Below are 16,019 nucleotides of genomic sequence, written 5' to 3' on the forward strand. Positions count from 1 at the left end.
AATATGTAAAGTCTTTTTAAATGAAGTAACAGAGGATATTTGGAGGTTTACCAATGTTTAAAGATTTTTTTAATCGAAGTAAGAAAAAGAAATATTTAACAGTTCAAGATTCTAAACAAAATGATGTACCTGCTGGTATAATGACAAAATGTCCTAAATGCAAAAAAATAATGTATACAAAAGAATTGAATGAAAATTTAAATGTATGCTTTAATTGTGATCATCATATAGCTTTAACCGCATATAAAAGAATAGAAGCAATTTCAGACGAAGGGTCATTTATAGAATTTGATAGAGGTATGACATCTGCTAACCCATTAGACTTTCCTGGATATGAAGAAAAAATTGAAAAAGATCAGCAGAAGACTGGACTTAATGAAGCGTTAGTGTCTGGTACTGCGAAATTAGATGGAATACAATATGGTGTTGCAGTTATGGATGCTCGTTTTAGAATGGGAAGCATGGGCTCAGTAGTTGGTGAAAAAATATGTAGAATTATTGATTATTGTACAGAACATCGTTTGCCATTTATTCTGTTTTCTGCGAGTGGTGGAGCTAGAATGCAAGAGGGAATTATTTCTTTAATGCAAATGGGGAAAACTAGTGTTTCTTTAAAAAGACATTCTGATGCAGGACTATTATATATTTCTTACATAACTAATCCCACTACTGGAGGGGTTTCTGCAAGTTTTGCTTCGGTTGGGGATATTAATTTAAGTGAACCTAAAGCACTAATCGGATTTGCTGGTAGACGTGTTATAGAACAAACAATTAATGAAAAGTTGCCTGATGATTTCCAAACTGCTGAATTTTTACTAGAGCATGGTCAACTTGATAAAGTCATTCATCGAAAAGATATGCGTGAGACTTTATCAAATATTTTAAAAATCCATCAAGAGGTGAGTAACTAATGTTAGATTTTGAAAAACCACTTTTTGAAATTAGAAATAAAATTGATTCTTTAAAAGAATCTCAAGAAAAAAACGAAGTTGATCTTCAAGATGAAATAGATATGCTGGAAGCATCATTAAAAAGAGAAACAACAAAAGTTTATACTAATCTGAAACCTTGGGATCGTGTTCAAATCGCTCGTTTACCAGAAAGACCAACCACATTAGATTATATTTCCTATATTTTTGATTCATTTATTGAGTTACATGGCGATAGAACTTATAGGGATGATCCAGCAATGATTGGTGGAATTGGTTATCTAGATGATAAGCCAGTAACAGTTATAGGCCAACAACGTGGTAAAGACACGAAAGATAATATTTATCGTAATTTTGGTATGGCTCACCCTGAAGGGTATAGAAAAGCTTTGCGTTTAATGAAACAAGCAGAGAAATTTAATCGTCCAGTATTTACTTTTATAGATACTAAAGGTGCTTATCCGGGTAAAGCAGCTGAAGAAAGAGGTCAAAGTGAATCAATTGCAAAAAATTTGATGGAAATGGCTTCATTAACTGTACCAGTTATTGCTATTGTTATTGGTGAAGGTGGAAGTGGCGGTGCTTTAGGTATTGGAATCTCAAATCGTGTTCTGATGCTTGAAAATAGTACTTATTCAGTTATTTCACCTGAAGGTGCAGCTGCACTTTTATGGAAAGATAGTAACTTAGCTCAAATTGCCGCTGAAACTATGAAAATCACTGCACATGATTTACTAGATTTAGGTATCATAGATGAAGTGATTAATGAACCTCTTGGTGGTGCACAAAAAGATGAAGAAGCGCAAGCCTTATCAATTAAGAAAATGTTCCTTAAACATTTAAATGAATTGAAGCAACTCACACCTGAAGAATTAGCAAATGATCGTTTTGAAAAATTTAGACAAATTGGTTCGGTTGTGGAGTAATTTTGTATGGCTATTAGTCTAATTGTTAGGCTTTTAGCTCTTTTTTTATGTTGTAATAAAAATTACATTTTTAAAACGTTTACATCTATGAATTGTCTTTCTTTTAATGGAACGTTAAAAAAATTTATGGTAATTTAGAGTTGAAGATAAATCTAGTTAAGGAAAGGTATGTCGTCATGAAGAAGATTGCAGTTTTAACTAGCGGAGGAGATTCTCCGGGTATGAACGCTGCTGTTCGTGCAGTGACTCGAACAGCAATTTACAATAATATTGAAGTTTATGGTGTTTATCAAGGTTACCAAGGTTTACATGATGATGATATTCATAAGCTTGAATTGGGTTCAGTAGGGGATACAATACAACGAGGAGGAACGTTTCTCTTTTCCGCAAGGTGCCCTCAATTCAAAGAAGAGGATGTACGTAAGAAAGCTATTGAGAATTTACGTAAGCGTGGTATCGAAGGTTTAGTTGTCATTGGAGGAGATGGCAGCTATAGAGGGGCACAACGAATTAGTGAGGAATGTAAAGAAATTCAAACAATTGGTATTCCAGGTACAATTGATAATGATATTAATGGTACGGATTTTACAATTGGTTTTGATACTGCATTAAACACTATTATTGAATCAGTCGATAAGATTAGAGATACGGCATCAAGTCACGCAAGAACGTTTATTGTTGAAGTTATGGGGCGTGATTGTGGAGATTTAGCATTATGGGCTGGATTATCTGTAGGAGCTGAAACGATTGTTTTACCAGAAGTCAATACAGATATTAAAGATGTAGCTGAAAAGATTGAACAGGGTATCAAAAGAGGAAAAAAACATTCTATCGTTATGGTTGCAGAAGGTTGTATGAGCGGCCAAGAATGTGCAGATGAGTTAACGAAGTATATTAACATTGATACACGAGTTTCAGTGTTAGGTCACATTCAACGTGGCGGTAGCCCATCTGGTGCTGATCGAGTATTAGCTTCTCGACTTGGCGGATATGCTATTGAACTTTTAAAACAAGGCGAGACAGCTAAAGGTGTTGGCATTAGGAATAATCAATTAACTTCTACACCGTTTGATGAAATTTTTGCTGAAAATGATCGCAAATTTAATAGTCAAATGTATGAATTAGCAAAAGAATTATCAATTTAAATTTATTTGGGAGGATTATAAAAATGAGAAAGACTAAAATTGTATGTACAATAGGACCAGCTTCAGAATCAGAGGAAATGCTCGAAAAATTAATGAATGCAGGAATGAACGTTGCGCGTTTAAATTTCTCACATGGTAGTCATGAAGAACATAAAGCAAGAATTGATACAATTCGTAAAGTTGCTAAACGTTTAAATAAAACAATTGGCTTGTTATTGGATACTAAAGGGCCAGAAATTCGTACGCACAATATGAAAGATGGGCTTATTGTTTTAGAAAAAGGCAAAGAAGTCATTGTAAGTATGGATGAAGTTGAAGGAACACCTGAAAAATTCTCTGTAACATATGAAAATCTAATCAATGATGTCAATATTGGTTCATATATACTATTAGATGATGGTCTAGTTGAACTTCAAGTCAAAGAAATTAATAAAGATAAAGGCGAAGTTAAATGTGATATCTTAAATACTGGTGAATTAAAAAATAAAAAAGGTGTTAACTTACCTGGTGTTAAAGTTAATTTACCTGGTATCACTGATAAAGATGCCGATGATATCAGATTTGGTATAAAGGAAAATGTAGACTTTATAGCTGCAAGTTTTGTAAGACGTCCAAGTGATGTTTTAGATATCCGTCAAATTCTTGAAGAAGAAAAAGCAGAAATAACAATTTTCCCTAAAATTGAAAACCAAGAAGGTATCGATAATATTGAAGAAATTCTTGAAGTATCTGATGGATTAATGGTAGCACGTGGTGATATGGGGGTTGAAATTCCGCCAGAAAGCGTACCAATGGTTCAAAAAGATTTAATTAGAAAATGTAATAAATTAGGAAAACCTGTAATTACTGCGACTCAAATGCTTGATTCTATGCAACGTAATCCACGTGCGACACGTGCAGAAGCAAGTGACGTAGCTAATGCAATATACGATGGTACTGACGCGGTAATGTTATCAGGAGAAACTGCAGCAGGTCAATATCCAGAAGAAGCTGTTAAAACTATGCGCAATATTGCAGTTTCTGCTGAAGCAGCGCAAGACTATAAAAAATTATTAAGTGATCGTACTAAATTAGTTGAAACATCATTAGTCAATGCAATTGGTGTTTCTGTTGCACATACTGCCTTAAACTTAAATGTAAAAGCTATAGTAGCAGCAACTGAAAGTGGTTCAACAGCACGTACAATTTCTAAATATCGTCCACATTCAGATATCATTGCTGTAACACCTAGTGAAAAAACTGCTAGACAATGTGCAATTGTATGGGGAGTAAATCCTGTAGTTAAAGAAGGACGTAAAACAACTGATGCTTTACTAAATAATGCTGTAGCAACAGCAGTCGAAACTGGTAGAGTTTCAAACGGAGATTTAATTATTATTACTGCTGGTGTACCTACTGGAGAAAAAGGAACTACAAATATGATGAAAATCCACTTAGTAGGTGATGAGATTGCTAAAGGCCAAGGTGTTGGTAGAGGATCTGTTGTAGGCCACGCAATTGTTGCAGATAGTGCAAGTGACTTAGAAGGTAAAGATTTATCTGATAAAGTTATCATTACAAATTCTGTTGATGAAACATTAGTACCATATGTTGAAAAAGCTATAGGTCTAATTACAGAAGAAAATGGTATTACTTCACCAAGCGCAATTATAGGTTTAGAAAAAGGTATACCTACTGTTGTTGGTGTAGAACAAGCAACTAAAGAAATTAAAAATGATATGTTAGTGACTTTAGATGCGTCACAAGGTAAAGTGTTTGAAGGTTATGCTAACGTTCTTTAATTTAACAAATGATAAATTAAAAAAGAAGATTTGATAATCACAAAGCTTTAAAGCTATTCATAAGAGAGCCTGGAACATTGATTTATGTTCCAGGCTCTTATTATTAGGGTAGTTAATTATTGAAATTAAAAATGATTAAATCAACCTTTTTCAATACTAGTTATCGATTTTAAGGTAAAAAATCAAATGTCATCTGTATCCTAATTTATTCTTTTTATAACTTACAAAACAAATTATAAAAAATTAAATATATAGGGATTTTTCTATGTTTGACTAATAAAAGTAATAGAAGAATGATTCATTGAAAAATAAAAATTGAAGAAATTAACAAGATAAGATCAGAGGCTTCTAGATGACATCAATTAGTAAAAAGTAAGAAAAGTATATCACTAAAACAAATTAAAAAATCGACACTAGTAATCAGAAATTACTAAGTGTCGATGTAAATTTTATCGTGCTTCTTTATTAGCTTTTTTGTATCTTAAGTACATTAAACCTAATAAAATAAACCAAATAGGCGTGCAGTAAATCGCTCTTCTTGTATCAACATTAATAAATAACAAGGCAAATACAAAAACAAAGAAAATAAGAATAAGGTATCCCATGTATTGACCGCCTGGTAGTTTATATGTTGCTTTCTTATGAAGTTCTGGATTTTTACGACTATAGTTAATATAAGCAATAATAATTAATGCCCAAACCACAACAAATAATACTGTAGAAATCGTAGTTACATAAGTAAATACAAGTGTTGCATCAGGGAATATGTAATTCAGTAGCGCTGCAATTAACAATAAAGCTGATGATGCAATGATCGCTTTATGTGGCACACCATGTTTATTAGTACTAGCAAATGTTGGTGGTGCTTGATTTTGGTTTGAAAGTCCATAAAGCATTCTGCTGTTTGAGAAAATACCACTGTTACATGAAGAGGCAGCAGCTGTTAAAACAACGAAATTAATTATTCCTGCTGCAAATGGTATACCAATTAATGCAAACAATCTAACGAATGGACTATTATCTGGATCTACTTTATCCCATGGAATAATAGACATGATGACTGCTAATGCACCTACATAAAAGATTAAAATTCTAATAGGTACACTATTGATAGCTTTAGGTATAGTTTTTTCTGGATCTTTTGTCTCGCCTGCAGTAACACCAATCATTTCAATACCAACAAATGAGAACAATGCCATTTGGAATGACATAAAGAATCCAGAAGCTCCTTTTGGAAAAATTCCATGTTGATACAAATGAGTTAAACTTGTGTTACCAAATGGTGTCTTGAATGCGAATAAAATCATGATTACACCTATAACGATTAATGCAATGATTGTAACTATTTTGATGATTGCGAACCAGAATTCAAGCTCACCAAACAACTTTGCACTTAATAAATTGAAAGACATTAGAATAAGTACACAAAATAAAGCACTAATCCAATTAGGTATATCTGGGAACCAAAAACTTATATATTTGGCAACTGCAGTCACTTCAGCCATACCAGTAATAATCCAGCATAGCCAGTAAGTCCAACCAGTTACAAATCCTGCGAACGGTCCTATATATGTGTTGGTCACGTCAGCAAAAGATTTGAAGTTCGTATTTTGAATAATAATTTCTCCCAATCCACGCATGAACATAAATAACATGAACCCTATAATAATATAAGTAAGTAATATTGAGGGACCAGTCATTGCGATAGTTTGTCCGGCACCTAGGAACAGACCAGTTCCTATAGCACCTCCGATGGCAATTAATTGAACATGTCTATTGCTCAATTCTCTTTGTAAATTCTCAGCCATAAGACAACTCCCTTACTATAAGATATATATATTATGCACTTATAATGCAATTTATACAATTCTTTTCGAAAAAAAGTGTGAAAATTCACCATAATTATTATTAATATTTTTTAATCATTCTTGATAACTAAACGAAAAGACATAATCAATTGTGATTTTTTGGAGGAGATAAGTATGGGGAAACCTGTGTTGTTAGGGGTTTTAGAAGGCAAATATTATAAGTGGTGACTAGTGATTTTTCTTGTACTGATATGAGAATGTTTTTAATGTTTCACAAATTGTTTGAATTTAGCTATAATATTTATTGAAAGCCATTTCATAAAGAAACAGTAAAGGGGAAATTTATCATGGCAGAATTAAAAAGAGGTTTAGAAGGGGTTATTGCAGCTGAAACTAAAATTAGCTCAATAATTGACAGTCAGTTAACATATGCGGGCTATGATATTGACGATCTCGCAGAAAACGCGCAATTTGAAGAAATAATTTTTTTACTATGGAATTATAGACTTCCTAATGAAAAAGAGCTAAGTGAATTAAAAGAAAAATTATTTGATTATATGACTCTTAACACTAGAGTATACAAGCATTTTGAGGAGTATGTGACAGATCATGTCCATCCAATGACTGCTCTACGTACATCAGTATCTTATGTAGCTCATTTTGATCCAGAAGCGGAAAATGAATCTGATGAGAATAAATATGATAGAGCTATTCGTATTCAAGCTAAAATCGCTTCTTTAGTAACGGCTTTCGCTAGAGTTAGAGACGGTAAAGAACCTGTTAAACCTAATTCTGAACTTAGTTATGCAGCAAATTTCTTATATATGTTAAGGGGAGAACTACCAACAGAAGTTGAAGTTGAAGCATTTAATAAGGCATTAATTTTACATGCTGATCATGAACTTAACGCATCTGCATTTACAGCACGTTGCGCAGTATCTTCGTTATCAGATATGTATTCAGGTGTTGTTGCAGCTATTGGTTCATTAAAAGGACCATTACATGGTGGCGCAAATGAACGAGTGATGTCAATGCTTAAAGAAATAGGTAGCATTGATAATGTTGATCACTATTTAGATGAAAGATTTGCAAATAAAGATAAAATTATGGGCTTTGGTCATCGTGTTTATAAAGATGGTGATCCAAGAGCTAAATATTTAAGAGAAATGAGCCGTAAAATCACTGAAGAAACAGGGCAAAGTGAACTGTTTGAAATGTCATTAGCCATTGAGAAGAGAATGAAAGAAGAAAAAGGACTTATTCCTAATGTCGATTTCTTTAGTGCTACAGTCTATCATAGTATGAATATTCCACATGATTTATTCACACCAATATTTGCAGTAAGTCGTGCTTCTGGTTGGATTGCTCATATTTTAGAGCAATATCGAGACAATAGAATTATGCGACCAAGAGCTAAATATATAGGTGAACAAAATCGTAAATATGTGCCTATTGAAGAAAGATCATAAAATAAATTAGTATTATAACTTAAAAATATGGAGGTTAATTGTATGTCTGCAGAAAAAATAACACAGGGTAAAGATGGTTTAAATGTACCTAACGAACCTATTATTCCGTTTATTATTGGTGATGGTATTGGACCTGATATTTGGAAAGCAGCTAGCCGAGTAATCGATGCAGCTGTTGAAAAAGCGTATAATGGAGAAAAACGTATAGAATGGAAAGAAGTTTTAGCAGGTCAAAAAGCTTACGATGAAACTGGAGAATGGTTGCCACAAGAAACGTTAGAAACAATTAAAGAATATTTAATTGCTGTTAAAGGTCCTTTAACAACTCCAATTGGTGGTGGAATTCGTTCGTTAAACGTAGCACTGAGACAAGAGTTAGATTTATTTACTTGTTTACGTCCGGTACGTTGGTTCAAAGGCGTTCCTTCACCGGTTAAACGACCTGAAGATGTTGATATGGTTATTTTCCGTGAAAATACCGAAGATATATACGCAGGGATAGAATTTAAACAAGGTACATCAGAAGTAAAAAAAGTTATCGATTTCTTACAAAATGAAATGGGAGCAACAAATATTCGTTTCCCTGAAACTTCTGGTATTGGTATAAAACCAGTATCCAAAGAAGGTACAGAACGTCTAGTAAGAGCGGCTATTCAATATGCAATTGATAATGATCGTAAATCAGTAACTTTAGTTCATAAAGGTAATATTATGAAATTTACTGAAGGTTCATTTAAGCAGTGGGGCTATGATTTAGCTCATAATGAATTTGGTGATAAAGTGTTTACATGGCAACAATATGATGAAATTGTTGAACAAAAGGGTAAAGATGCTGCGAATGAAGCACAAAGTAAAGCTGAACAAGAAGGTAAAATTATTATTAAAGACTCTATCGCTGATATCTTCTTACAACAAATATTAACACGTCCAGCTGAACATGATGTTGTGGCAACTATGAATTTAAATGGTGACTATATCTCTGATGCTCTCGCAGCTCAAGTTGGAGGCATTGGTATTGCGCCTGGTGCTAACATTAACTATGAAACTGGACATGCTATTTTTGAAGCAACACATGGTACTGCACCTAAATATGCTGGTTTAAATAAGGTTAATCCGTCATCAGAAATTTTAAGTTCAGTTTTAATGCTGGAACATTTAGGTTGGCAAAAAGCCGCAGATAAAATCACTGACTCTATTGAAGCAACAATTGCTTCAAAAATCGTAACATATGATTTTGCACGTCTTATGGATGGTGCAAAAGAAGTTTCAACATCTGATTTTGCTGATGAACTAATTAAGAATATTAGATAACTTTTTTATAAAAATTTCAAAGAACCTGAGACATAAAATATTAGTGTCTCAGGTTTTTTTGTATGATCAATGAATTTAAAATAATCCTAACATTTTTTTACTTCATTGCGACCCAGTAGATAGAATATCATCAATAAATTGTACAAACACAGCAAGTTGGAATTGGGATAGAAATGTTTATTTAATACAAATTTAACCCACTTCTTATCTTGAACAATCACTCTGTTTAAATTTCATATTTCTTTTAATAAAGTTTCCTTCAACAAAATATAAGTCGACGTTACTATCATGTATAATTTTTACGGGTAAAATTATAACTTTTATTAAGATTATGTAAATTTGATGTATAGCTATATTATTTCCATTTAAATATCAGTTATAATATAAATGTATAAAAAGATTAGGAGGCACACTATGTCACAAAAAATATTAGTGGTTGATGATGAGCAATCCATCGTGACCTTACTAAAATATAATTTAGAAACAGCAGGGTATATAGTCGAAGTCGCTTATGATGGTGAAGAGGCATTGAAAAAAGTTGAAACCGAACAACCGGAACTAATTGTATTAGACGTTATGTTGCCAAAAAAAGATGGTATAGAAGTATGTAAAACAATCAGGTCTGATAAAAATTTAGTACCGATTTTAATGTTGACAGCAAAGGACGATGAATTTGATCGAGTTTTAGGACTAGAACTAGGTGCTGATGATTATATGACAAAACCATTTTCACCTAGAGAGGTAGTTGCCAGAGTTAAAGCAATATTAAGACGTTCTCAATTTGTTAATGAAATTGAAAAAGAAGATGTTGATGATGAAGATATTATCATTGGTTCAATTAGAATACGACCTGAATTCTTTGAAGTCTATAAAGAAGATGAATTATTAGAATTGACGCCAAAAGAATTTGAATTGTTATTATATTTAATTGAAAGACAAGGAAGAGTTATTACCCGAGAACATATGTTGAATTCAGTGTGGAATTATGAATTCGCTGGAGATTCTCGAATTGTTGATGTACATATAAGCCACTTAAGAGATAAATTGGAAGAAAATCCTAAGCAACCTAAATTGATAAAGACTGTACGAGGTTTAGGTTATAAACTGGAGAGACCTAAAGCTTAATGTTGAAGTTTCATCTGCGTTTATTACTATTAATTAGTACTATTACAATCATTAGTTTTATTGGTTTAGGCGCTATCATTCACAACACAATTTATCAAACATTAACTAGTAATCAAATTAAAAGCTTAGATAGTGAAGCTCGTAATTATATTAATCTCTTTAATAATAATAAAGAGAAAGAAATCACTAATATAGCTCATAATGAAAAAAATATCATATTAATAAAAGAGAACGATAAAGATAAAATTATTTACTCAAGTGGAAATATTAAAAATATTGACCATAGAATTGATAATGAAGCTAATCCTTCGAAATTAATCAATAAAAATACAAAACTCGGTATGCGTTACACCTATAAGAATACAATAGATAATAAAACAATATACATAAGTGGAATTAATAATGAAATTATTGATTTACAAAAGGATTTATGGAAATATTTGTCTATTGTTGGAGTCATTGTATTATTTACGGTTTATTTAGCAAGTAGAAGTATCAATCGAACATATATTAGACCTATCAATGAAGTAACTTATGCTACATCACTTCTTGCAGATGGATATTACCATGTTCGTGTTCCAGAAAGTAATGTGAAGGAAACTAGAGCATTATTTGTGACTACAAATGACTTAGCGCGACGATTGCAAAAATTAAACAATAGTCAAAAAATTCAATCCAATAGATTAAAAACTACCTTAGAAAATATACCGAGTTCAGTACTGATGATTGATAAACATGGAGAAATTGTAGTTGCTAATCATGCTTATTATCAGGTGTTTAACCCTGATCAAATGGTAGAAAATAAAAGTTACATTGGTTTCATAGATGATAGTATCGAAAAATTGATTATTGAAAGTTTTAGAACTGAAAAAGTTATCTATGAACAATTAGAAGTTGATATTAATAACGTACATACTAAATATTTCGATGTATCTTGCATCCCCATTTTAACTAAATCTAAAAAAAATTTACAAGGTATGGTGGTTGTGCTTCATGACATTACTAATTTGCAGAAATTAGAAAACCTTAGAAGGGAATTTGTTGCTAATGTGTCACATGAACTCAAAACACCGATTACTTCAATCAAAGGTTTTGCAGAAACTCTGATTGAAGGTGCTAAAAATGATGAACAATCGCTTGATATGTTTTTAAATATTATTTTAAAAGAATCTAATAGAATAGAGTCATTGGTTACAGACTTATTAGATTTATCACATATTGAACAGCAAAAAGAACTTGAAATAAATTACATGAATTTGTCTGAATTAGCTATTAATATAATAGATAATTTGCAAACACAAGCACAAAATAAGAGAATCAAAATACAATCTGAAATCGAAAAAGATGTCATCATTGAGGCACATGAAAATAAAATAGCGCAAGTTATTACTAATTTACTATCAAATGCTATAAATTATTCCTCAGAAGATAATAAGGTAATAGTAAGAGTATATAGAAATGACAATAAAGTTTATTTAGAGATTCAAGATTATGGTATTGGTATAAGTGAAACAGATCAAAAGCGTATATTTGAACGTTTCTATCGTGTAGATAAAGCTAGAAGTAGAGATTCAGGCGGTACAGGACTTGGTCTTTCTATAACAAAACATATTGTTGAAGCACACAATGGTAGAATAGACGTTAAAAGTGAACCTGGCAAAGGTTCGATATTCAAAGTTCTATTTAATGATAATTAAATTTGAGGGCACTACATTGTTGGTACAGACAAAGTGGTGTCCTTTGTTGTAGTGATTATTTAGAAATATAATGTTAAGACTCATGCTATTAATTAAAATCAAAATACATATTGTCATTGACAGACATAAGATGAGTGCAAACTCATAGATGGGAAATTTTTAAGAAGCATTTAACTTAATATTTTTTTAGCATTTATAAGTTAACTATTAGTAATAGTTAATGCGTAGTGAGTACTAAACTCGCTTACTCGTTATGTATTTGTATATATGCTAAAATATATGTAAATCTGTTCTGGAGGTTACGTATTTTGAATAAATTAGTATTAATAGATGGTAATAGTTTAAGCTTTAGAGCGTTTTATGCTCTTCCTTTACTTTCAAACCATGCAGGTATTCATACAAATGCAGTTTACGGCTTTGCTATGCTTTTAGAAAAAATAATTAAAGAAGAAAAACCGAATCATTTTTTAGTTGCATTTGATGCAGGTAAAACGACTTTCAGACATTCTAAGTACAGTGAATATAAAGGTGGTCGTCAAAAAACTCCACCTGAACTAAGTGAACAATTTCCATATATTCGTCAACTATTAGATGCGTATCATATTAAAAGATATGAACTTGATAATTATGAAGCTGATGACATTATAGGAACATTAAGTAGACAAGCTGATGAAGCTGATTTTGAAACCATTATCATTACAGGTGATAGAGACTTAACTCAATTAGCCACTGATAATGTTACAATATATTATACAAAAAAAGGTGTTACCGACGTTGATCATTATACACCTGAATTTATAGCAGAGAAATATCAGGGGTTAGTGCCGAAACAAATTATCGATATGAAAGGTCTAATGGGGGATACCTCTGACAATATTCCTGGAGTCGCTGGTGTCGGCGAAAAGACGGCAATTAAATTACTTAATCAATTTGAGTCAGTAGAAGGGGTCTATGAACATATTGAGGAGGTTACTGCAAAAAAATTAAAAGAAAAACTCATTAATAGTAAAGCTGATGCCTTAATGAGTAAAGATTTAGCAACAATCAATGTTCACAGTCCGATTGAAGTATCATTAGAAGATACAAAATTAACTCTTCAAGACGACACTGCAGAAAAAATTGAACTATTTAAAAAGCTAGAATTTAAACAGCTACTAGCAGATATAGACACACCTTCTAATAATGAAGAAGTTATAGATAAAACTTTTGAAATTGAGCAAGACTTTCAAAATGTAGATTTGAATGATTTAAATGAAGCGGTAATACATTTTGAACTTGAAGGTACTAATTATCTTAAAGACGCTATTCTCAAATTTGGTTTTTATACAAATCATCAACATGTAGTAATAAATGCTGATGATGTAAAGAATTATAAAAATTTAGTTCGATGGCTTGAAGATAAAAATACAACCAAAATTGTCTATGATGCAAAAAAGACTTATGTATCTGCTCATCGATTGGGGATTAATATAGAAAATATTGAATTTGATGTTATGTTAGCAAGCTATATTATTGACCCATCACGTTCTATTGATGACGTTAAATCTGTTGTAGGTTTATATGGACAAAATTATGTAAAAGATAATATTACAGTTTTTGGGAAAGGTAAGAAACATCATATACCTGAAGAATCAATTTTAAACGAACACATTGCTTCCGTGACAGAAGCTATATCAGCTGTAACTCCAATCATGAAATCACAGTTAGAAGATTATAATCAAATTGAACTGTTGAAAGATTTAGAATTACCATTAGCAAGAATTTTAAGTGAAATGGAAGAAATTGGTATATATACCGATATCAATGATTTGAAAGAAATGGAATTCGAAATTCAAAAAAAATTAGATGTATTAATTTCCAATATTCATGAGTCTGCTGGTGAAGCATTTAATATAAATTCTCCTAAGCAATTAGGTGTTGTTTTATTTGAAACATTACAATTGCCTGTCATTAAGAAGACCAAAACGGGCTATTCAACAGCTGTAGATGTATTAGAAAAACTACAAGGTGAGCATCCTATAATAGATGATATTTTAGAATATAGACAACTTTCTAAGTTGCAATCTACGTATGTAGAGGGATTACAAAAAGTAATAAGCAAAGATCATAGAATTCACACACGTTTTAATCAAACGCTTGCTCAAACTGGTAGATTATCTAGTGTAGATCCTAATTTACAAAATATACCTATACGATTAGAAGAAGGAAGAAAGATTAGAAAGGCTTTTAAACCAACTTCTAAGGATAGTGTGATTTTATCTGCTGATTATTCACAAATTGAGTTACGTGTACTTGCGCATATCACGCAAGATGAAAGTTTAAAACATGCATTTATAAACGGACATGATATTCACACTGCAACAGCAATGAAAGTATTTAATGTTGAATCTGATCAGGTTGATAGTTTAATGAGACGTCAAGCAAAAGCTGTTAACTTTGGTATTGTTTACGGCATCAGCGATTATGGATTGAGTCAGAGCTTGGGTATCACTAGAAAAAAAGCTAAAGCATTTATTGATGATTATTTAGCTAGTTTTCCAGGTGTAAAACAATATATGTCTGACATTGTTAAAGATGCAAAAGCACAAGGTTATGTAGAAACACTACTTCATCGTCGTCGATACATTCCTGATATAACAAGTAGAAACTTTAATTTAAGAAGTTTTGCAGAAAGAACAGCAATGAATACGCCCATTCAAGGTAGTGCGGCTGACATAATAAAATTAGCAATGGTTAAATTCAGTGAAAAGATTAAAGAAACTAAATATCATGCTAAGTTATTATTACAAGTTCATGATGAACTCATATTTGAAATACCAAAATCAGAAGTAGAAGATTTTAGTAAATTTGTAGAAGAAATTATGGAACAAGCATTAGTGCTTGATGTACCTTTAAAAGTAGATTCTAATTATGGTGCAACATGGTACGATGCTAAATAAAGAAAGGATAATATCATGCCTGAACTACCTGAAGTTGAACATGTTAAAAGAGGTATTGAGCCATTAATAAAAAGTGCAAAAATAGAGAAAGTAACTTTTGCTAAAAATGTAATTAACGGTAAGAATAATCACCGTGAGACGATTATAAAAGGTATGGAATTAGATACTTTTAAAAAACTTACTGAAGGTTATGTTATAAAAAAAGTTGAGAGAAGAAGTAAGTACATTATATTTTATATAGCCTATCATGACGAAGACAGAATCTTAGTTAGTCATTTAGGTATGGCAGGCGGTTTTTTCGTTGTTAATAACCTTGATGAGATAAGTACACCGAATTATCGAAAGCATTGGCAAGTCATTTTCGATTTGGATAATGATCAAAAATTAGTCTATTCTGATATCAGACGGTTTGGAGAAATCAGAAATATAGTCAATTTTGATAGTTATCCCTCTTTATTAGAAATCGCTCCAGAACCATTTGAAGAGGTGGCATTTGAACACTATTTAGAATGTTTGACTTTGAAAAAATATAAGAACAAACCAATAAAACAAACGATTCTTGATCATCGTGTTATAGCAGGAGCTGGAAATATCTATGCCTGTGAAGCTTTATTCAGAGCTGGTATTACTCCGGATAAAATTACAAATTCACTCACTAAACAAGAAAGAAAATCTCTCTTTTATTATGTTCGAGAAGTTTTAGAAGAGGGTATAAAATATGGAGGTACTAGTATTTCAGATTATAGGCACGCAGATGGTAAAACAGGACAAATGCAATTACATTTAAATGTATATAAACAAAAAAAGTGCAAGGTTTGTGGTCATTCGATTGAAACAAAAGTGATAGCTGGAAGAAATAGTCATTTTTGTCCAAACTGTCAGAGATAAA

General features: G+C 31.8%; 11 protein-coding genes. 10 read left to right on the forward strand and 1 reads right to left on the reverse strand.

The window, feature by feature from the left end:
* Window positions 1–53 precede the first annotated feature (53 nt).
* The 4 genes from accD to pyk all read left to right on the forward strand — a co-directional run bounded on the left by accD (window position 54) and on the right by pyk (window position 4,781).
* Entirely contained in the window at window positions 54–911 is an 858-nt protein-coding gene (accD, locus tag HMPREF2897_RS06250; RefSeq protein ID WP_001832673.1) for an acetyl-CoA carboxylase, carboxyltransferase subunit beta, read from the forward strand.
* Window positions 911–1,855, forward strand: coding sequence for an acetyl-CoA carboxylase carboxyltransferase subunit alpha (locus HMPREF2897_RS06255; RefSeq protein ID WP_070592820.1), 945 nt, complete (start codon window positions 911–913; stop codon window positions 1,853–1,855). The genes accD and HMPREF2897_RS06255 overlap by 1 nt, the downstream gene beginning before the upstream one ends.
* 176 nt (window positions 1,856–2,031) lie before the next feature.
* Complete coding sequence (gene pfkA, locus HMPREF2897_RS06260) at window positions 2,032–3,000, forward strand: 6-phosphofructokinase (protein WP_070592821.1); 969 nt, start codon at window positions 2,032–2,034, stop codon at window positions 2,998–3,000.
* 23 nt (window positions 3,001–3,023) lie between these two features.
* Window positions 3,024–4,781, forward strand: a complete 1,758-nt coding sequence (gene pyk, locus HMPREF2897_RS06265; RefSeq protein WP_002446660.1) for a pyruvate kinase — start codon at window positions 3,024–3,026, stop codon at window positions 4,779–4,781.
* Window positions 4,782–5,230: 449 nt separating this feature from the next.
* Here pyk and HMPREF2897_RS06270 read toward each other — a convergent pair whose 3' ends face one another.
* Window positions 5,231–6,589 carry an amino acid permease gene (locus HMPREF2897_RS06270; RefSeq protein WP_002446659.1) on the reverse strand — a complete coding sequence of 453 codons (1,359 nt, stop codon included), beginning with the start codon at window positions 6,587–6,589 and terminating at the stop codon, window positions 5,231–5,233.
* A 347-nt stretch (window positions 6,590–6,936) separates the two neighbouring features.
* Here HMPREF2897_RS06270 and HMPREF2897_RS06275 point away from each other — a divergent pair, with 347 nt between their 5' ends.
* From HMPREF2897_RS06275 to mutM, 6 genes are all read left to right on the forward strand, one after another.
* Window positions 6,937–8,058 carry a citrate synthase gene (locus HMPREF2897_RS06275; protein WP_002446658.1) on the forward strand — a complete coding sequence of 374 codons (1,122 nt, stop codon included), beginning with the start codon at window positions 6,937–6,939 and terminating at the stop codon, window positions 8,056–8,058.
* Between the two features lie 42 nt (window positions 8,059–8,100).
* Entirely contained in the window at window positions 8,101–9,369 is a 1,269-nt protein-coding gene (gene icd / locus HMPREF2897_RS06280) for an NADP-dependent isocitrate dehydrogenase (RefSeq protein WP_002499850.1), read from the forward strand.
* Window positions 9,370–9,783: 414 nt separating this feature from the next.
* Window positions 9,784–10,494, forward strand: coding sequence for a response regulator transcription factor (locus tag HMPREF2897_RS06285; RefSeq protein ID WP_001830897.1), 711 nt, complete (start codon window positions 9,784–9,786; stop codon window positions 10,492–10,494).
* Window positions 10,494–12,191, forward strand: coding sequence for a two-component system histidine kinase PnpS (pnpS, locus tag HMPREF2897_RS06290; protein WP_002446656.1), 1,698 nt, complete (start codon window positions 10,494–10,496; stop codon window positions 12,189–12,191). Before HMPREF2897_RS06285 ends, pnpS begins: the two co-directional genes overlap by 1 nt.
* Before the next feature lie 308 nt (window positions 12,192–12,499).
* The gene (gene polA, locus HMPREF2897_RS06295; RefSeq protein WP_070592822.1) at window positions 12,500–15,130 is read left to right on the forward strand and encodes a DNA polymerase I; all 2,631 of its coding nucleotides are present in this window, start codon (window positions 12,500–12,502) and stop codon (window positions 15,128–15,130) included.
* Between the two features lie 15 nt (window positions 15,131–15,145).
* A complete protein-coding gene (gene mutM / locus HMPREF2897_RS06300) occupies window positions 15,146–16,018 on the forward strand; it encodes a bifunctional DNA-formamidopyrimidine glycosylase/DNA-(apurinic or apyrimidinic site) lyase (protein ID WP_002446654.1) in 873 nt (290 codons plus the stop codon).
* Window position 16,019: the final 1 nt, after the last annotated feature.

Origin of the sequence: Staphylococcus sp. HMSC065D05, from assembly GCF_001813195.1 — a bacterium.
Classification (GTDB): Bacteria; Bacillota; Bacilli; order Staphylococcales; family Staphylococcaceae; genus Staphylococcus; species Staphylococcus epidermidis.